Source organism: Brevibacterium sp. 50QC2O2 (assembly GCF_024580675.1).
Classification (GTDB): Bacteria; Actinomycetota; Actinomycetes; order Actinomycetales; family Brevibacteriaceae; genus Brevibacterium; species Brevibacterium moorei.
Map to the genome: position 1 here is coordinate 19,574 of NZ_JANIJZ010000020.1, position 17,857 is coordinate 37,430.

15 protein-coding genes are annotated in these 17,857 nt (G+C 69.4%); 8 read left to right on the forward strand and 7 right to left on the reverse strand.

Annotation, left to right across the window (positions count from 1 at the left end):
- Window positions 1-3 precede the first annotated feature (3 nt).
- From NQ038_RS13445 to NQ038_RS13460, 4 genes are all read left to right on the forward strand, one after another.
- The gene (locus tag NQ038_RS13445) at window positions 4-1,443 is read left to right on the forward strand and encodes a hypothetical protein (RefSeq protein WP_257062803.1); all 1,440 of its coding nucleotides are present in this window, start codon (window positions 4-6) and stop codon (window positions 1,441-1,443) included.
- 18 nt (window positions 1,444-1,461) lie between these two features.
- The gene (locus NQ038_RS13450) at window positions 1,462-2,181 is read left to right on the forward strand and encodes a response regulator transcription factor (protein ID WP_257062804.1); all 720 of its coding nucleotides are present in this window, start codon (window positions 1,462-1,464) and stop codon (window positions 2,179-2,181) included.
- A 98-nt stretch (window positions 2,182-2,279) separates the two neighbouring features.
- Complete coding sequence (locus NQ038_RS13455) at window positions 2,280-2,759, forward strand: DUF2975 domain-containing protein (protein WP_257062805.1); 480 nt, start codon at window positions 2,280-2,282, stop codon at window positions 2,757-2,759.
- Between the two features lie 140 nt (window positions 2,760-2,899).
- Window positions 2,900-4,327 carry a hypothetical protein gene (locus NQ038_RS13460; protein WP_257062806.1) on the forward strand — a complete coding sequence of 476 codons (1,428 nt, stop codon included), beginning with the start codon at window positions 2,900-2,902 and terminating at the stop codon, window positions 4,325-4,327.
- A gap of 169 nt (window positions 4,328-4,496) precedes the next feature.
- On the opposite strand, the gene NQ038_RS13465 is transcribed toward NQ038_RS13460, so the two are convergent.
- Window positions 4,497-5,465 carry a glutamate racemase gene (locus tag NQ038_RS13465; RefSeq protein ID WP_257062808.1) on the reverse strand — a complete coding sequence of 323 codons (969 nt, stop codon included), beginning with the start codon at window positions 5,463-5,465 and terminating at the stop codon, window positions 4,497-4,499.
- A complete protein-coding gene (locus NQ038_RS13470; RefSeq protein WP_257062809.1) occupies window positions 5,462-6,637 on the reverse strand; it encodes an HAD domain-containing protein in 1,176 nt (391 codons plus the stop codon). Before NQ038_RS13470 ends, NQ038_RS13465 begins: the two co-directional genes overlap by 4 nt.
- 35 nt (window positions 6,638-6,672) lie before the next feature.
- Here NQ038_RS13470 and NQ038_RS13475 point away from each other — a divergent pair, with 35 nt between their 5' ends.
- Both NQ038_RS13475 and NQ038_RS13480 read left to right on the forward strand, forming a co-directional pair.
- A complete protein-coding gene (locus tag NQ038_RS13475; RefSeq protein WP_257049740.1) occupies window positions 6,673-8,265 on the forward strand; it encodes an amidase in 1,593 nt (530 codons plus the stop codon).
- A gap of 109 nt (window positions 8,266-8,374) precedes the next feature.
- Window positions 8,375-8,935, forward strand: coding sequence for an HdeD family acid-resistance protein (locus NQ038_RS13480; protein ID WP_257049739.1), 561 nt, complete (start codon window positions 8,375-8,377; stop codon window positions 8,933-8,935).
- 123 nt (window positions 8,936-9,058) lie between these two features.
- Here NQ038_RS13480 and NQ038_RS13485 read toward each other — a convergent pair whose 3' ends face one another.
- The 5 genes from NQ038_RS13485 to NQ038_RS13505 form a co-directional block, all read right to left on the reverse strand.
- A complete protein-coding gene (locus tag NQ038_RS13485; protein WP_257049738.1) occupies window positions 9,059-10,876 on the reverse strand; it encodes an ABC transporter ATP-binding protein in 1,818 nt (605 codons plus the stop codon).
- A complete protein-coding gene (locus tag NQ038_RS13490; protein WP_257049737.1) occupies window positions 10,876-11,802 on the reverse strand; it encodes an ABC transporter permease in 927 nt (308 codons plus the stop codon). The genes NQ038_RS13485 and NQ038_RS13490 overlap by 1 nt, the downstream gene beginning before the upstream one ends.
- Window positions 11,799-12,752, reverse strand: coding sequence for an ABC transporter permease (locus tag NQ038_RS13495; protein ID WP_257049736.1), 954 nt, complete (start codon window positions 12,750-12,752; stop codon window positions 11,799-11,801). Before NQ038_RS13495 ends, NQ038_RS13490 begins: the two co-directional genes overlap by 4 nt.
- The gene (locus NQ038_RS13500; protein WP_257049735.1) at window positions 12,749-14,311 is read right to left on the reverse strand and encodes an ABC transporter substrate-binding protein; all 1,563 of its coding nucleotides are present in this window, start codon (window positions 14,309-14,311) and stop codon (window positions 12,749-12,751) included. Before NQ038_RS13500 ends, NQ038_RS13495 begins: the two co-directional genes overlap by 4 nt.
- 191 nt (window positions 14,312-14,502) lie before the next feature.
- A complete protein-coding gene (locus tag NQ038_RS13505) occupies window positions 14,503-15,714 on the reverse strand; it encodes an Nramp family divalent metal transporter (protein ID WP_257049760.1) in 1,212 nt (403 codons plus the stop codon).
- Between the two features lie 243 nt (window positions 15,715-15,957).
- Between NQ038_RS13505 and NQ038_RS13510 the strand changes: the two genes are divergently transcribed.
- Both NQ038_RS13510 and NQ038_RS13515 read left to right on the forward strand, forming a co-directional pair.
- Complete coding sequence (locus NQ038_RS13510) at window positions 15,958-16,716, forward strand: MgtC/SapB family protein (RefSeq protein WP_257049733.1); 759 nt, start codon at window positions 15,958-15,960, stop codon at window positions 16,714-16,716.
- A 187-nt stretch (window positions 16,717-16,903) separates the two neighbouring features.
- Entirely contained in the window at window positions 16,904-17,638 is a 735-nt protein-coding gene (locus NQ038_RS13515; protein ID WP_257062810.1) for a hypothetical protein, read from the forward strand.
- The last annotated feature ends 219 nt before the right edge of the window (window positions 17,639-17,857 follow it).

Sequence of the window (17,857 nt, forward strand, 5' to 3'; positions counted from 1 at the left end):
ATCGTGACCCATCCGGCACCGCATCGCGTGGCCGCCCAGCCCCTCTGGCACTTCATCCGCGGGCCACGGGCGGTCGACTTGCCGATCAGGCTGCTGCTCCTGGGGCTGGCCATTGCGCTCGCGGTGCTGCCGAACAGTGGTCTGGCCTCGGTGCTGACCATGGCGCCCGGCACGCCCCTGCCCGAACCAGCCCCCACCGGAGCCCGGCCGACGGATCCGGGTCCCACCGCACTGCGAGTCCTGGCCTCGGCGCTGTTGATCTGCGCCGGGTTCGTCCCCCTGGCCGGCGGATGCGCGGCCGGTGTGGCGGCGGTGGGATTCGCCCTGGCCTGGCCGCACCTCGTCAACCCCCTCCTCGACGTCGTCACGATGTGCGCAGTGCTGCTGTTGTCCTTCAAACGCTGGTGGAGCGCCGGGGTCTTGGCCGTGTGCGGCATGGCGCTGACCGCGGGGTTCGGACGGGTGCCGGCCGAACACCATATTGTGCAGGACCTGGCATCCTTCCTGGGCACGCTGGCCGTCGGCGCCCTGTTCGCCTGGGGCGTGTGCATTATGGACGCCAGGATCGAGCGCGACGCCCGGGCCCGCGAGGCCGATGCCCTGGCCCATCAGCGGGAGCTCGACCGGGTGCGCCTGCAGGCGGCGATGGATACCCACGACTCCGTGACGCACGGCCTGACGACCGAATCCCTGGTGATCAGACACCTCATCGCCGAGGCGCGCGAAGCCGACCGCGATACCGCCGACCTGGTGGAACTGGCGTTGATCAACGCGCGCACGGTGCAGGAACTCCGCCTGCTGCTGGCCAAGCTGCGCGCGGGAACGGGATACGGCATCGGCGGTCCCACGCCCGACCAATCCGGGCCCGAAGCTGAGTCCGAGGCCTGGGCCGCCGCGGAGTTCGCCCGGGCCCTGGAGCGCGGAGCCCGCGCGATGGAGGGTGCGGCAGAGGCCTCGGGGTTCAAACTGCGCATCGTGGTCGGCGAGCTGCCTCAAGCCATTCCCCATGCGCTCGCGGCGGAGGTGATCCGGATCGTGCAGGAACTGGTGACGAATATGATCCGGCACGGTGCTTCGGCGAGCGGCGCGGAGCCACACAGTACGGAGGTACCCGGCACGGAGACGAGCGATGCGAAGACGAACGGCAAGCGCACCGGCCGGGTGGAGGTCGGGCGCGCGGGGCCGGCCGCCGGACTGCTGATCCGGGCCGCTAATCCCTGTGCGGCCGAGGCCTTGGGCAGTCGACCCCGTACCGTCGCCGGGCGGGCCGCGGCCCTGGGCGGGACGTGTGCGGTCGAGGTAGTACCCGGTGCCGGCGGCTGCGAGTACACGGTGACGGTGGTCCTGCCGCTCGGGTCGGCCGGCGAACCCGAACGGCGGACGGATCTTGCACGTCGAGCAGATCTCGCCCGTTCGGGGGATGCGCGCGGCGCCGGTCTGTGATGGGCTGAGGGGATGTCCATGCTCAGCGTGTTGATCGCCGATGACGACCATTGGGCCACCCGTGGCTTGGCCCGCGCACTGGCCGGCGAGCCCGAGCTGCTCGTCCTGCCGCCCGTGCACTCCGGCGCCGAGGCCGTGGCCGCCCACCGCGCCCACCGCCCCTCGGTGACGCTGATGGATCTGCGGATGCCCGGGGAGGTCAATGGCATCGACGCGATCAAGGCGATCCGGGGCGAGGACCCCGCCGCCCGGATCCTGGTGATCACCGCCGAGGCGCCCGGCCCGCAGCTGGTCCGCGCGATCGCGGCGGGCGCTCTGGGCGTGATCGGCAAGGCTGCGCGCGATGAGGCCGTGCGCACCGCTGTGTTGGCGGCGGGCGGGGCCGGTACCGGTGGCGATGAGCCCCGTCTGCTGTGTGGCCTGGTCGATGATCTGCTGGTGGCCGGCGACCCGCGGCTGATGGGGGAGTCACACTCGGCGGGGGAGCCCTGTCGGACCGGGGCCTCGCGGTTCGGCGACCAGGGTGCGGCACCTGTCGTGCCCGAGGAGCCGACTGCAGCGGAACTCGCCGTCCTCAAGGAGGTGGTGCGGGGCAAGGGGTACGCGCAGATAGCGGAGGACCTGTTCATCTCCGTGGCCACGGCCAAGAGCCACACGAAGGCGCTGCGTCGCAAACTGCACGCCGGCAATCTGGCGCAACTGGTGGTCCGCGCTCTGGAATACGGGTATGTGTCCTGAGGGTGCCGGGCCGAACGGCACGGCGCACCGGTCCTGATCACCCGTGATTCCTCCGCGTGGGGGATGCCGCGCGGGCGTGCGCAGAGCAGGCTTGAAGCATGGAAGAGCAGAGTACAGTGCTGATCGCATGGCGTGCGAAGTCCCAGCTGATCACCGCGGCCCAATCGTTGTTGGTCTTAGGCGTCCTGGTGCTGTTGGGCACTGCAGCTCTGCTGCCGGGTCTGGCCGGTGATGTGGCATTCTCCAATCCCGAGGCCGCGCAGCTGCGCGTGCCCTATCTGGTTGCCGCCGAGGCCGCCCACCTCTGCGTGCTGGTGGCAATCGGCGCGGTGTGGTTCGCACTGGGGCGGATCCGGGATGCGCGCTGCGATTACGGCCGGGCGGCTACTGCCCTGTGGATCGCGGCAGGCGGGGTGTCCGGAGCCGTGCTGGTGTGCCTGGGGATGCTCGTCCACCTGTTCTGGGTGCACTTCGCCGGTGGGGGTAATTTCCCCGCGCTGACTCTGCTGGTCCTGGTGGGGTGCCTGAGCACATGGGCCCTGGTGGCAGCCGCCCGCTGGGCTCGGGCATCCCGGTAGCCCCGCACCCGTCGTGGTGTCTGCCAAGTTCGTCGTAGTTGCCGCTTGGGGTCGTCCCTTTGAAGGCACGACCCCGAACCGGAACCACGACGAACTTGGCGGGAATCACGACCCCAAGCACGCCCCACTACCCTGGAACCATGGTCGCCCGTAAAGATCCAGCCGATGAGCCCTTTTTCCGTGAATGGAACGCCTGCCGGGGTGCGCTGACCCCGGACGGGCGGCCCATGAAGCGCTCGAAGGCCCGCTCCGCCCAGTTCCGCGACCTGCTGTTCGCTGACCTCGCCCCAGCGCACCCGTCCGATCCGGGAACCGACACCCGCCTGCCCCTGCCCGTCCCCGCCCTGCTGGTGGTGGGCAGTAAGGGGAAGGGGACCTCGGTCGCGGCGGCCAGCTTCGCCCTGCGCGAGCTGGGGTACACGGTCGGCACCGTGTCCAGCCCGCCGCTGCGCTGGGACGGTGAGCGCATCCGCATCGACGGGCGCACGGTCACCCCGGCCGAATACGCGCGGGCCTCGGCACTGGCCGCGGACACGCTGGCCCGGATGCCCCGTCTCGGCACGCCCGCGCCCGACGGAACCGTCGGCTACCTGCCGCCCTCGGGCCTGTACACGCAGGTGGCGATCCGCTATCTGCTGGACCGCGGGGTCGACGCGCTGGTCGTCGAGGAGGGGCTGGGCGGGGTCAGCGACGATGTGTCGCTATTCGACTTCCCCGTCGTGGCGCTCACCCAGGTCTTCGGCGAGCACCTGGACGTCCTCGGCGGCAGTCTGGACGCGGTCGCGGCGGATCTGCTGGGCGTGGTCTCGCCGGCGACCCACACCGTGCTGTCCTTCCCCGACCAGCCCGCCGAGGCCCGGACCCGCCTGGCGGCGTTGAACACCGCGGATGCCCCGCGCGCCCACTACATCGACGCGGTGCCCATGGAGGACGCGGCGCCGCCTGTTGCCGCAGGCGCCCAGTCGGCCGTTGCGGCCGGGCACGCTCCAGTCCCGCCCGCCGCGGACCTGACCGGGACGAATATCCGTCTGGGGGTGGCCGCGGCCATCACCCTGACCGGCCTGCGCAGGGGCTATGACGATATCGTCGCTGAGGCCCGGACCCGCCTGAACCTGCCCGCCCGCCTCTCGCGCCACGAGCACGCTGGGCTGACCTGGCTGGTCGATGCGGCGATCAATCCCGCCGGAGTGCGCGCCGCACTCGCCGGAGCCCGGGCGGAACTGGGCGGGGATCCCGTGGTCATCGCCGGCTTCCCCGACACCAAGGACGTCGACGCCTGCATCGCCGAACTCGCCTCGCTGCCGGATGCGAACATCGTGCTCGCCGGCGCCGGAACGGACTATTTGAGCTATGCTGCGGCGCGGCGCTACGCCGACCGTTTCGGACCCGTGGCCGAGGTCCCCGCAGCCCTGGCGCGCGCCGTCGAATTGGCTCGGGGGCGGGACTCCGGTGCGGCCGGCGGCCCCGCTGCGGTCAGGAGCACTGCCGGAATCCTCACGGTGGGCACGATGAGCTTCGCCGGCATGGTGCTCGAGGCCCTCGACGCCGATGTCAGCGCCTGGTGGTGAAACGACATATGTGGGTGTTAGTTCAGTCGCGGCGTCTGTACCCGGGCGAGAGTAACCCCGGGCCGCTGTTTCTGCGGAAATCGCGGCGTGTCGGTACACTCGCGCGAACTCCGGCCGTGCGAGTGAACAAACACCTACATGTGTAGACCCACGGGGCAGGGGCGAGTCCTCAGCCGTTCATCGTCAGCAGGCGGCGGCCCGCGGCGAAGTGGGACACCGCATCCGGCAGGGGCTCGGCCCGGCCGGACATGTAGGTGGCCAGAATCCTCCCCTGTGCCGGGGGCTCCGGCGGCAGGGTCGGGACCAGGATGGTGCCGGTGTCCACGGCTTCCCCCGCACCCGGGCTACCCGCGCCGGAGCCCCGTGTCTCAGCGGAGCTTCCGGCCCCGTCGATCCCCAGGCGACGGGCCGTCTGTGCGGCGACCGCCACGGGGGAGTCGAACAGGTGTCGGGTCTGCGGCCGCAGTGTGAGGATCCGGTCGCTTACCAGGCCATAGTGGGTGCAGCCGAGCACGATGTTCTCGACCTCGTCCGGGGTCGCCGCACAGCCGGCCAGGATGGCCGCGTCGATGGCAGCAGGGTCCGCCGCATCGATCGCGCGCGACAGTCCTGGGCAGCGCACGGGGTAGACGTCCGCGGGGCTCAGCCCGGAGCCTGCTGCGGGCACCTCGGCTCCGCCAGCGCCTGGCACGGAAGCCCCCGCGCCTGGCACGAACTGATCGATCAGCCTGCGCTGATAGGCGCTGCCGGTGGTCGCGGTGGTGGCCCAGACGGCGAAGGGCCTGCCCGCCTCGGCCGCGACCTTGATCGCGGGTACCGTGCCGATGATCGGGATGCCGGGTTCGAAGGTCTCGCGCAGCAGGTCCAGGGCGTGCACGGACGCGGTGTTGCAGGCGATGACGATCGCATCGGGGTCCCACTGCTCGATCGCATGGGCGCTGGCCAGTGCGCGCCGGCCCACGTCCTCGTGGCTCAACCGCCCATAGGGTGCGTAGTCCGGGTCCATCGCCAGCACCAGATCGGCGCCGGGCAGTCGAGCGTGCAGTGCATCGGCGAAGTCGACCAGGCCCAGGCCGGAGTCGAGGACCCCGATCACCGGCCGCTCGTGCGGCACACTCTTGCGCAGGCTCAGCGTCATCTCCGTGTTTCCCTCTCCACCCGTCCGGGATCCTGAACGCCCCGGTCCTCTTCATGCCAACGCTTGCGGCGCAGCAGGGGATTCCCCTGCAGTCGCAGTTCTTCCTGTGACGTCGACTGCTCCGGCTCCCGTTTCGGCTCCGGGGCCGAGGTCACGTCGGGCTCCGTTTCCCGCCCCTGCTCCGCGGCCGAGGTCCCATGCGGGGCCCACCCCTGCGCGGGCTCACGCTCTGCGGCGTCCTGCGCCGGCACCGGTATCTCCGCCGGCTCCTGTGCATTCGTCGCGGCCGGCGCCGGGCGCGCAGCCGGCGTGCGCCCAGTCGACCCGGGCGCGGCCTCGGCCGCTCCGACCCCGGCCCCGGATCCTTGCGCAGCCCCGGCACTGCGGGCGACCCCGGATCCCCGCGCGGGAACCGCAGCAGGGTGGTCCATCCGCCGCCGTGCGGCCTGTGCCAGCGCGATATCGCGGGCGCTCGGATTGTCGCCCGAGAGCGTGCCGGGGTGGGCCACTCTACGGTGCCTGCGCGCTGGCTCTGCCGGCTCCAGCGTGCGCGGCGCGACCCTGCGGGGGCGGCCGTAGGTGAAGTCGCGGATCAGCGCCAGGTGCTCCTCGGTCAGGCCCGTGGCAAAGGGCGGGGCGACCATCAGCAGGCGCTCGCCGTAGCGGTCCGCGAAGTACTCCCTGGTCCCGGGTGCGACCAGGTCGTCGTCGACCCACACCGCGCGGTCGTGGTCGTGCTCGTCGAGCCACTCGCGCACGATCCGGGCCTTCCACCAGGACAGTGGATCGTTCGCCAGCCGGTTGTAGGACTGATCGGGCATCGTCATGGCGGGGTAGCTGTGCTTGAACTGCAGTGCCGGCTCGATCTCCGTGCGGCAGCGGTCGGACCAGGTGGACAGCCAGACGATATCGGCCAGCTGCGTGTCGACCAGGTGGTCGAGCATCTTCACGATCCGGGGTCGGTAGTGCAGTTCGTAGTTCCAGGCGAAGACCGCGCGGCGCTTCTCGGCGCGGAAGCGCTGGGGCGGCACGGGGAAGGAATTGAGCACGCCGTCGACGTCGAGGAATACGGTGACGTGTCGCGCGGCCCGCCGCTCGGAATCCCCCGCGTGTCGCGCGGAAGACCCGGCCGTCGGGCGGCGATTCTCATCTTCCGTCGTCCCAGTGCCCATCCCAAAGAGTCTATAGGGCTGACACAATGGCCGATATGACCGACGACACTCTCAGCGACACCCATGCAGACCTCCACCGCCTGACCGTGCTCGATGCCCTGGCCCTGTTCCGGACCGGCGAGCTGTCCCCGGTGGACTACCTCGAGGCCCACCTGGCCCGGATCGGGGCCCTCGACGGCAGCGCAGAGACGGGCGGGATCAACTGCATCGTCGATACCCTGGCCGAATCCGCCAGGGCCGCGGCCCGCGACGCCGAGGACGCCTACGCCGCCGCGCGCACCGCCGGCTCCGTGGTGGCCGGGCTGGGAGGCAGGGCGGCCGCGGGCGCCGGCATCACCTCGGCTGAAACCGAGGGCGCCCAATGGCCGGGCGGACCCGGCACCGACAAGCCGCTGCTGGGCATCCCGCTGCTAGTCAAGGAGCAGCACAACCTGGCCGGCCACAGCGCCACCCGCGGCTCTCAGGGTCGGCAGGGCCAGGTGGCCCCCGCCGATGCGCCGATCGTGGCCCGGCTGGTGGCCGCCGGCGCCATCCCGTTCGCCCGCACCACCACTCCGGAGCTGTCGTGCGCGACCTTCACACAGACCCGCGAATGGGGGATCACGCGCAATCCCTTCAATCCCGAGTTCACCCCGGGTGGGTCCTCGGGCGGTTCCGGTGCGGCCGTCGCGGCGGGCTTCGGGCCCCTGGCGACCGCCAGTGACATCGCCGGTTCCACCCGCGTGCCCGCCGCCTTCTGCGGACTGGTGGGTTTTAAGACGCCGTACGGCCGCACGCCCGGCACCCAGCCCTTGAACGCCGACTGGTACCGCGGCGACCATGTGCTGGCGCGCTCGGTGGCCGATGCCGCCTATGCCACGAACGTCATCATGGGCATCGACGCGCACGAGGCGAGCACCACCGAGCCCAATCCCGTGCTGGACTACGAGCGCGCCCAGGCCATTGCCGACCGCCGTGGCCCGGCCCCGGACCTGACGGGCTGGCGGGTGGCGGTCAGTGCGGACCTGGGCTGCTATGCGGTGGACCCGGCGGTGGCTCAGAACCTGCGCACCGTGGCCGAGGCCCTGGCGGGCGCGGGCGCGAGCGTCGAATGGGTGCCGGTGGGCCTGGACCTGACCGAAGTGCAGGCTGCCTCGATGACGCACTACGGCTATGTGCTGGCCGAGTACATGGTCGACGCGGTCGGCGGCGATGAGCACTTCGGGGATCTGGAGGACTATGCGCAGGTATTCGTGGACAAGACCAGGGCGGCCGCCGGTGAGCGCTCGATGTTCGCCGGCATGGCACTGGAGGCCCGCGTGCAGAATGCGATCGCCGACGCCATGGCCGGCTACGACGTGCTGCTGACCCCGACCTCTGCGGTGCAGGCCCTGGAGGCCGGCAACGCCTATCTGGACGGGATCGAGCGGCCCGATGGGCACCACGACTTCTATTGGGAGGCACATATGACGGTGCCGTTCAACATCGCCAACCGCTGCCCCGTGGTCTCCGTGCCTTCGGGCCTGGGGTCGACCGGGGTGCCCACGGGTGTGCAGATCGTGGGGCACCCCTACCGCGATGATTCAGTCTTCCCCGTGGCCGCCGCGCTGGAGCACCTGCTGGATTGGCCGCGCCCGCCGATGTTCTGAGCGGTACCCGGCGGTGTTCCGCCCCGCGTTCGGCAGTGTCCCGGGGACGCGGGGCGAGCCGTGATGCTCACCTCGTGAAATTCGAAGCACCGGCAAGTAAGCTTGAAGTATGAATGCTAAGAGATTTTCGACCATGATGATCATCGGCGGCATCGTCGTCCTGGCCTTCGGCTTCCTGGCCATTTTCTGGCCCCAGGTCGTTGCCAACGCCTTCGTCGTCGTGTTCGGCCTCTATGCGATCGTCGACGGGATCCTCAAAACCGTCATGGCGGCCAAGGCCAAGGGGGCGCCGGGCCGCGGCATGGTGATGACGATGGGCATCCTGGGTATCCTCGCCGGCCTGTCGCTGGCGCTGATCCCGGCCATCGGGATCGCCGTGGTCATGACGATCATCGGCATCTGGCTGCTGCTGCGCGGGCTCGTCGACATCGTGTCCTCGTTCACCGACCGGCTGGGCTTCGGGGCCTCGCGCTGGATGCTCATCCTGTCCGGCGTGCTGTGGATCATCGTGGGCATCATCGTCATGTGCTTCCCGGTTTTCACGGCCAGCGTGTTCACCATCTTCATGGGCGTGATCGCCGCCGCCGTCGGCGTGGTCACGATCTTCCTGGGGATCCTGCTGCGCGGCGTGGAGACCACGGTCCGCAGCCAGTTCGACCAGCTGCAGTGATTTCAGCTGCAGTGAGCTAGCCGAACAGGCAGCATCGCAAGCGCAGATTCACATCGTGTGCGGAGATACCCGCACACGATGTGAATCTGCGCTTGCACTGTCTCCGAGCACCGGCCGCGGCCCCTACAGCGTGGCCAGATCGGCCAGCAGCTGCTTGGTGTAGTCGTGCTCCGGGTGCTCCAACACCCTGTCCACCGGCCCGCGGTCCACGATGTGCCCGCGGTTGAGCACCGCCACATGGTCGGCCACGTGCCGGGCCAGGGTGATGTTGTGCGTGACGAACAGCATCGCCAGCCCGCGCTCCTCGCGCAGTGTGCGCAACAGCCCGATGATCGAGGCCTGCACCGAAACGTCCAGCGCACTCGTGATCTCATCGCACACCAGCACCCGTGGCGCATTCACCAGTGCCCGGGCGATCGCCGCGCGCTGCCTCTCGCCGCCGGACAGGTCGCCTGGGCGCCGGTCGAAGAACGACCTGCCCAAGCGCACCGCGTCCAGCGCCTCCAGCACGGCGTTCTTGCGCTCGCCGGCAGGCAGGCGCTTGCTCATATTCAGCGGCACCATGAGCGACTGCCCGATGGTCCGCCGCGGGTTCAGCGATGAGAACGGGCTCTGGAAGATGTACTGGATCTCCTGGCGCTGATCGATGGTGCGCTTGCGGGTGCTGCGCTCCAGCTGCCGCCCATCCAGGTGCACGCTGCCCGAATAATCGTCGTTGAGCCCCGCAATGCACCGTGACAGGGTCGTCTTGCCCGATCCGGATTCGCCCAGCAGCAGGATCGACTCGCCCTGCTGCAGGGTCATGTCGATCCCGTCGAGGATCGTCGCCGGACCATAGGACAGGTGCAGATCGCGCACCTCGAGCACCGCGCCCTCGGGCCGCGGCTCGCTGGCATTGCGCCAGTGTTCGGGATCAGCAGCCGAGGCGGTTTCGGCTACCAGCGCACCCGCGCTCCCGCGTGGCTCGCCGTCGGCCACCGCCGGACCCGCGCTCCCGCCGGCGGCTGCGGCGGTTGGCCCGGCCTCGGCGCCGAGGACCTTCCTCCCGGCCAGGTCGGGGACCGCGCGCAGCAGCCTGCGGGTGTAGTCGTGCTGTGGAGCGTGGATGACCTGTGCGACGGTGCCCTCCTCGACCACCTCGCCGCGCAGCATCACCGCGACCCGGTCGGCCAGCTCCGCCACGACCGCCAGATCGTGGGTGATGTAGAGACCGGCGACATCGTGCCTGCGGGTCATGTCCCGGATCGTGTCGAGCACGTGCGCCTGGGTGGACACGTCGAGGCCGGTGGTCGGCTCGTCGAGGATGAGCACATCGGGGTACATGGCGAAGGCCATGGCGATGCCGATGCGCTGCTGCTGCCCGCCGGAGAGCTGATGGGGCCAGCGGCGCTGATAGGCCCGGTCCGACGGCAGGCCCACGTCCTCCAGCGTCTGCGCGACGCGGGAGCGGCGTTCGGCCTCGGAGGAGCCGAAGCCGTGGATGTCGAGGACCTCGCGGATCTGCTCGCCCACCCGGATCGCGGGATTGAGGGACAGTGCCGGGTCCTGCGGGATATAGGCCACGCGGTGCCCGCGCAGGCTGCGCAGTTCCTCGGTCCGCAGCTCCATCACCTCGACGGTGCCGCCGTCGCGCGGGTACAGGCGCACATCCCCGCCTGTGTATTCCAGGCCGGAGCGGAAGTGGCCCATGCAGGCCAGGCCGGCCGTGGTCTTGCCGGAGCCGGACTCGCCCACCAGGCCCAGCAGCTGACCACGCTCCAGGGTGAAGTCCACGCCGTGCAGGATCTCCGCCCCGCCCACGGCTGCGATCCGCAGCCCGGCCACCGTGAGCACTGCGGCGCCGGAGGCGTTGCCGGGTGCCGCACTGTCCGGTGCCGTGCCGCCGGGTACCGCACTCGCGGTGCCGGCCTCGGCCACGGGATTCTTGTCGTCGTGCGTCATCACGCCTCCACATTCGTATTGGCGGTGGCGCGGGCGATCGCGTCCGCCAGCAGGTTCGTGCCGATGGTCAGCACGGCGATCGCCGCGACGGGCAGGAGCACTCCCCAGGGCTGGACCGACAGGGCGATCCGGTTCTCGTTGATCATCAGGCCCCAATCGGCCACCGGCGGCTGCATGCCCAGGCCCAGGAAGGACAGGGAGGCGATCGTGCCGATCGAATAGGTCAGGCGCAGGCCGGCCTCCACGCTCAGGGGGCCGGTGATGTTCGGGGCGATCTCCTGGACCACGATGCGCCAGCGCGGCACCGCGTACATCTCGGCGGCGCGGATGTAGTCCTCGCCGATCACCCCCAGGGTGGCCGCGCGGGCGACCCGGGCGACGCGCGGGGCGTGGGTGATGCCGATGACGGTCACCAGGACCCAGCCGTGGGTGCCCAGCACGGTGATCGCCAGCAGGGCGAAGACCAGCTGCGGGATCGCCAGGAGCACATCGTTGATGCGCATGATGATCTGGTCGACGACCCCTCCGGCATAGGCGGCGAAGATGCCCAGCAGTGCGCCCAGGGCCAGTCCCAGGGCCGTGGCCAGCACGGAATAGCACAGCAGCCGCAGGCCGCCGGCCAGGAAGCGGGCGGCCACCGAGCGGCCCAGGTCGTCCGTGCCGAAGATGCCCGAGTCCTGGAAGGGCTTGTCGGCGAACTCGGTGGGGCCGAAGCCGGTCAGCGGTTGGGCCAACAGTGGGCCGAACACGGATATCAGCAGCACCAGACCGGTCAGGATGATGCCGGTCCTGCCCTCGCGCAGGGCCCAGACGCGGCGTACCGCGCTCACGTGTGCGCTGGCCGATTCCTTCGCGGGGTCGGCGGCGGCGTTCTGCGCGCGGTCCCGTGCCGGGTCCTGGGCGTTCATATCGGTCCTCGTGTTCATGCCGCGCTCCTGATCTTCGGATTGGACAGGATCCCTGCGATGTCCGCCAGCAGGTTGACGACCACGTAGAGCGCGGCGACCAGCATGGAGATCGCCTGCACGACCTGCACATCGCGGAAGGTCACCGCGTCGATGAGTGCCTGGCCGATTCCCGGGTACCGGAACAGGAATTCGATGACGACCACACCGCCGGCCAGCCAGGCCAGCTGGATCGCGATCACCTGGGCGACGGGCCCGATCGCGTGCGGCAGCGCATGGCGCAGGATCACGCGGCGCTCCGGCACGCCCTTGAGCCTGGCCATTTCAACGAACCCGGAGTCCAGCACCTCCAACATGGTGGTGCGCATCATCCGGGCGATATAGGGCGCGACCACCAGGGCCAGGGTGATCGTCGGCAGGACCAGCTGGCTGGGCAGGGTCCAGACCGGGGTGCCCGGTGGGGCCATGGTGACCGCCGGCAGGATCCGGAAGACGGAGGTGGCGAAGATGCTGATGAGTGCGATGCCGATGACGAACTCGGGCAGCGCGGCCAGCAACAGCGTGACCCAGGTGATGGCGGAATCGGTCCGGCCGCCTCGGCGCAGGGCCGACCAGATGCCCAGGGCCACGCCCAGCGGCACGGAGATGACGGCCGCCAGGCCCATGAGCACCAGGGTGGCCGCGATCCGGTCGCCCAGCAGGGCGCTGACGGGGCCGCCGCTGGCCACCGAGGTGCCCAGATCGCCGGTGAACAGGCCGCCGAGCCACATCAGATAGCGGGTGACGGCCGGTTCGTCCAGGTGCATCTGCGCGTTGATCGCGGCGACGCGCTCCGGGGTGGCCTGCTGGCCCAGGATGGCGCGGGCCGGATCGCCGGGCAGCAGCAGGGTCGCGAAGAAGACGATGAGGGAGACGGCCAGGAGGATGAAGACGGAGAAGACGAGGCGCCTGGCGATGAGTTTGGCGATCATTTCACGTCTCCGATCCACACCTTGGCGAAGGCATAGCGGCCCAGGGGATAGCCGCTGGCGCTGGTCTCCAGGCCCACCACATAGCTCTGATAGGCGTCGACGTTGTTGGCGAAACCCCAGATGATGTAGCCGCCGTCGTCGTAGAGCATCCGCTGGGCGGCCTCCATGTGCTTCTTGCGCTGGGCGGGGTCCAGTGCGGCCTTGCTCTTGGCCAGCAGCTCGTTGTAGTCCGCGTCGTTCCAGTGCGTCTCATTGAACGGAGAGGCCTTCACCGTGCACTGATCGGCCTGGGGCAGGAAGTTCTTGGTGTTCCAGAAGGATTGGGAGAACGGATAGGACAGGTAGTTGCCCTCGCCGTAGAAGGTCGTGGAGTCCACGCGTTTGATGGTCACGGTGATCCCGGCGTCCTTGGCCTGCTGGGCGTAGACCTGGGCGGATTCCACCACTCCAGGATTGATGGGCGCGGTCACCAGTTCGACGCTCAGCCCGTCCGGGTAGCCGGCGTCGGCCAGCAGCTGTTTGGCCTTCTCGACATCGCGCGTGCGCTGGGGGAATTTCGGACCCTCGGGATCCATCGGCGCGAAGATGTCGTTGCCGATCGTGCCGTAGCCCGACAGGACCTGGTCGATCATCTGCTGGCGGTCGACGACCAGCCGGAAGGCCTGGCGCACGCGTTTGTCGTCGAAGGGCTTCTGGTCCACCCGCATGGTCAGGGGCAGCCAGCGGCCGGTCACGGAATCGAGGATCTTCATCCGGGGATCGGCCTCGATCACCTTCACCAGGGCCATTGGGATGGCCGCCACGCAGTCGACCTGGGAGCTCAGCAGGGCATTGATAACGGCGTCGTCGTCGTTGAAGTTCAGCAATTGGACCTGGTCGAGGTAAGGTTCGCCGTCCCAGTAGTGGGGGTTGCGGACCAGGGTGGTCTGCTGGCCGGGTTCGAAGGAGTCGAGCATGAAGGGGCCGGTGCCCACCGGTTCGTCCGGGTCATAGTCGCGCGGCACGATGTTGTTGTCGACCTGGGACAGGGTGTCGTCGAAGATGCTGTTGGGCGCCTTGAGCCGGAATTCCACCGTGGTCGGTCCGGTCTTGACCACCTTGTCCAGGGTGGCCAGGCCCGCGGCCCCGGTTCCCGGGTTGTCCGGATCGGTGATCCGCTTGAAACTGGCTATCACGTCCTCGGGCTCCAGGGGCCTGCCGTTGCTGAACTTCACCCCGGAACGCAGTTTGACGGTCCACACGGTCGCGGTGTCATTGGGTTCGATGGAGTCGGCCAGGCGCATCCGCAGTTTGTATTCGCGGTCGCGGGTGGCCAGGCATTCGTAGAGGTTCTGGGTGCGGGCGTAATCACCCTGATTGGTGGCGGTGTGGGCGTCAAGGGTGTCCGCGGAGGACCCGCCGGTGATCCCGACCCGCAGGGTCCCGCCCTTCTGCGGCGGTCCCGAGGTGTCGAATTCGAGTTGCGCTCCGGGGCCGGAGCAGGCGCTGAGCAACCCCAGGGCGGCTAGTACGGTGACTCCGCCGAGCATACTGCGGCGGTTGATGGGGGCTGGTGGCATTGTGGTTCTCACTCTTCCCTGCAGCGCCGGGTGTGACGCCTTCGTCCGGGTAGTCGGTATGTGAGCGCCCCATTTCATGGGTGGTATACGTCACATAGATCTACCCATCAAAGGTAGTGAGATTCTACCGATATATCAAGTTGGTTTGTCGGAACCGGGGTCGGCGCGGGTGGTGCGGGGGAGTCCTCGGCCTACCCGATCCCCAGCACCGTCATGACGACCAGTGCCACATTCAGGGCGATGATCGCCGCGACGATCAGCCAGGCCAGAGCCTGCAGCCACGGCCCGTTGACCCGCTCTCCCATGGTCCGTCGCTGCCCGGTCAGGGTGACCAGGGGGACGAGGGCGAAGGGGATGCCCAGGGACAGCGCCACCTGGCTGAGCACCAGGGCCCAGGTCGGGTCCACGCCGGCGGCCAGGATCGCCAGCGCGGGGATCAGGGTGACGACCCGGCGCAGCAGGATGGGGACGTGTTTGTGCAGCAGCCCGGCCATGATCTCGGAGCCGGCGTAGGCGCCAACCGAGGTCGACGCCAGGCTCGAGGCCAGTAGCCCGATGGCGAAGGCGATCCCCACGCCCGCGCCCAGGTGATCGGAGATTGCGGCGGCCGCGCCCTGGATGGTGTCGGTTCCCTCGACTCCGGGCAGGGAGGCTGCGGCGATGAGGATCATGGCGATATTGACCGTGCCGGCCAGGATCAGGCCCAGTACCACGTCCACCCGGGTGATGCGCAGCAGCCGGGTGATCCGCGCGCGAGCCCTGGGCCCGGCTGAATCGGGTTCGAGCACATGGCCGAAGCGATCGCGGACCAGCGTCGAGTGCAGGTAGATGGCGTGCGGCATGACGGTGGCGCCCAGCATGGAGGCGGCCAGCACCACGGAGTGCGCGCCCTCGAAACGGGGCACCAGGCCGCCGGCCGTCTGCGACCAGGACACGGGGCTGACGACCAGGCCGGCCAGGAAGCCCACCGCGATGATGAGCAGGAAGGCGATGATGACGCGTTCGAACACGTGCTGGCGGCGTTTGCCCTGGGCTGCCAGGATCCCCATGGAGATGACGCCGGTGATCAGCCCGCCCAGCAGTAACGGTAGGTCGAACAGGATGTTCAGGGCGATCGCGCCGCCGATCACCTCGGCCAGGTCGGTGGCCACTGCGACGAGTTCGGCCTGGATCCAGAAGGCGATCCGCTTGCCGCGGGACAGGCGGGAGCCGATGAGTTCGGGCAGGCTGGCCCTGGAGACGATCCCCAGCTTGGCCGACAGGTACTGCACCACGACCGCCATGGCGTTGGCCAGGACCAGAACCCACACCAGCTTGTAGCCGAATTCGGCCCCGGCGGACAGGTTTGCCGCGACGTTTCCGGGGTCGACATAGGCGACGGCTGCGACGAAGGCCGGGCCCATGAGGCGGAGCAGGCGGAGGGTGCCGCTGGAGGGGTGGCGGGGTTTGGCGGTCGGGGATCCGTCGCGCAATTAAGACTCCTTGAAGAAGAATGTTTGACTGGTCTAACAATAGCATCTCGGAGAGCGCTGCCGCTGCCCGCGGCCTATGCTTGAGGGGGCCTTGCGGGAGCACTCCGAGGGATTCGGCTGCCGAGTCGGTGCCACCCGGGGCCGCCCGTTCCCACCCTTGAGGAGAGTGATCCGATGTTCACCGTGTGGTTCTCCGGAATCGCGTCCTCGGCCTTTGCCGAGCAGACCGGGATGCTGCTGGCCGCCTTCCTGCTGTGCTCGCTGATCGGCCTGGAGAGGCAGATGCGGCAGAAGAGCGCGGGGTATCGCACGCACGTCCTGGTGGGCCTGGGCGCCTGCCTGTTCACCCTGGTCTCCGCCTACGGGTTCAAGGAGGTGCTGGGCCACGATGTCAGCCTGGACCCCTCCCGCATCGCCGCGCAGGTGGTTTCGGGCATCGGCTTCCTGGGCGCCGGCGTGATCTTCAAGGGCCGGAACATGGTGCGCGGCCTGACCACTGCTTCCACCGTCTGGGTCTCCGCCGCGGTCGGTATGGCCTGCGGGGCCGGAATGGTGCCACTGGCCGCGGTCATGACGCTGCTGTTGCTCATCATCCTGTTGGTCATCGCCCCGGTGCTCAAGCTCATTCCCAACCCGGACCGGCGCAGGCTGGTCAAGATCAGCTATCTGGACGGCTCGGGGGTGCTGCGCGACATCCTGCGCACCGCCTCGGACCTGGGCTTCTCCGCCTCGATCGACAAGACCAGGCGGATCACGATCCGCGGCAAGCGCGCGGTGGCCGTGGACGTGCGCTTCTTCGGCAAGCCGCCGCTGCGCAACCTGCTGTCCGCCCTGGCCGAGCTCGACGGTGTCGAGCGCCTGGAGCTGCGTGGCACCGTGGTCGATTCCGACGACGATACGGCGGATACCCCTGCAGCGCAGGTTGAGGGCTGAGGGGTGTCCGGACACTGGGTGCTGGGCTGCGGCATCCACTGACCGGTTCATGCGGGATTTCGGGCTCGGGTGCTGCATGAACCGCCCACTCGCCGATGGGCTGCGGCAGCGAGTGGGAACTGGCATGAACAGCCAACTAAGCCTAAGCTAACTCTGTATTCGGATTCGCGGACCTGGAGGAGGGCGGATGGAACCGGTGGCGCGCGGCGGAGATGCGGGCGAGGGCCCCTGGGGGCAGCGGGACACCTCGGACGCCGAGGCCATGGCCGGGCAGCTGGCCCGCGCCGGTCACCTGCTGGCCGCCGGGCGGATCGACGACTCGCTCGATCTGATGCGCGGACTCGCCAGGGACGGCTGCGCGCCGGCCATTCGCACCCTGGGCTTCATTGCCCGCGCCGCCGGCCGTGACGCGGTCGCGGACTTCTGGCTGTGCAAAGCGGGGGAGTCCGGCGACGTCGACGCCATGGTCGAGGCAGGGCGGATCGCCCGCGCCGAGGGCCGCATAGTCCGGGCGCGCCAGTGGTGGACGCGGGCGGCAAACGAATACGCGGATCCGCGCGCGATGACGCTCATGGCACAGGACGCGATCGAAGCCCGTGACCTGGGTCTGGCACAGATCTGGCTGATCCGCCTGGCCCGTTCCGGCGACGACCATGCGCCCGAGGTGATCTTCCGCCTGGGCCTGGCCCACGCCCTGGACGGGGACGTGATCCGCGCCAGGCAGTGCTGGGCCGAGTCCGTGCGCTGTGGGCATACGCGCTCGCTGGACGCCCTGCGCGCGGTCGCCGATCTGGAAGCGGCCGAGGCCGTGCGCACCCTGGAGGTCATGTTCCGCCTGGCCGATGAACACGATTACGCCGCCGCGCTGGCCGAACGCGGGCTCGATATCGAGCTGAGTGCGCTGCTGCGCGGGGAGGTCTGAGGGTACGGGGCGCCTGGGGGTGTTTTCCCACTCGATGACACCCCGCCCCATCGAGCGACCGGTTCATGCGGATTCTGCGCCCCGGATCCTGCTGTGAAGTCTCGGGACATCGTGACCACAGATGTCTCACAACATCATGACCACCATGTCTCACCACATCATGACCATACCCATGGTCACGTGGACTCATGACCCGTGACTACAAGCCCACACAAGACC

Bases quoted from the DNA above. Each gene is read 5' to 3' on its own strand.
- NQ038_RS13505 (WP_257049760.1), bottom strand. From the start codon at position 15,714: ATGGGCCCGGCCTTCGTCGCAGCCGTCGCCTATGTCGACCCCGGAAAC.
- NQ038_RS13500 (WP_257049735.1), bottom strand. From the start codon at position 14,311: ATGCCACCAGCCCCCATCAACCGCCGCAGTATGCTCGGCGGAGTCACC.
- NQ038_RS13495 (WP_257049736.1), bottom strand. From the start codon at position 12,752: ATGATCGCCAAACTCATCGCCAGGCGCCTCGTCTTCTCCGTCTTCATC.
- NQ038_RS13455 (WP_257062805.1), top strand. From the start codon at position 2,280: ATGGAAGAGCAGAGTACAGTGCTGATCGCATGGCGTGCGAAGTCCCAG.
- NQ038_RS13450 (WP_257062804.1), top strand. From the start codon at position 1,462: ATGCTCAGCGTGTTGATCGCCGATGACGACCATTGGGCCACCCGTGGC.
- NQ038_RS13490 (WP_257049737.1), bottom strand. From the start codon at position 11,802: ATGAACACGAGGACCGATATGAACGCCCAGGACCCGGCACGGGACCGC.
- NQ038_RS13485 (WP_257049738.1), bottom strand. From the start codon at position 10,876: ATGACGCACGACGACAAGAATCCCGTGGCCGAGGCCGGCACCGCGAGT.
- NQ038_RS13515 (WP_257062810.1), top strand. From the start codon at position 16,904: ATGGAACCGGTGGCGCGCGGCGGAGATGCGGGCGAGGGCCCCTGGGGG.
- NQ038_RS13460 (WP_257062806.1), top strand. From the start codon at position 2,900: ATGGTCGCCCGTAAAGATCCAGCCGATGAGCCCTTTTTCCGTGAATGG.
- NQ038_RS13480 (WP_257049739.1), top strand. From the start codon at position 8,375: ATGAATGCTAAGAGATTTTCGACCATGATGATCATCGGCGGCATCGTC.
- NQ038_RS13470 (WP_257062809.1), bottom strand. From the start codon at position 6,637: ATGGGCACTGGGACGACGGAAGATGAGAATCGCCGCCCGACGGCCGGG.
- NQ038_RS13475 (WP_257049740.1), top strand. From the start codon at position 6,673: ATGACCGACGACACTCTCAGCGACACCCATGCAGACCTCCACCGCCTG.
- NQ038_RS13510 (WP_257049733.1), top strand. From the start codon at position 15,958: ATGTTCACCGTGTGGTTCTCCGGAATCGCGTCCTCGGCCTTTGCCGAG.
- NQ038_RS13465 (WP_257062808.1), bottom strand. From the start codon at position 5,465: ATGACGCTGAGCCTGCGCAAGAGTGTGCCGCACGAGCGGCCGGTGATC.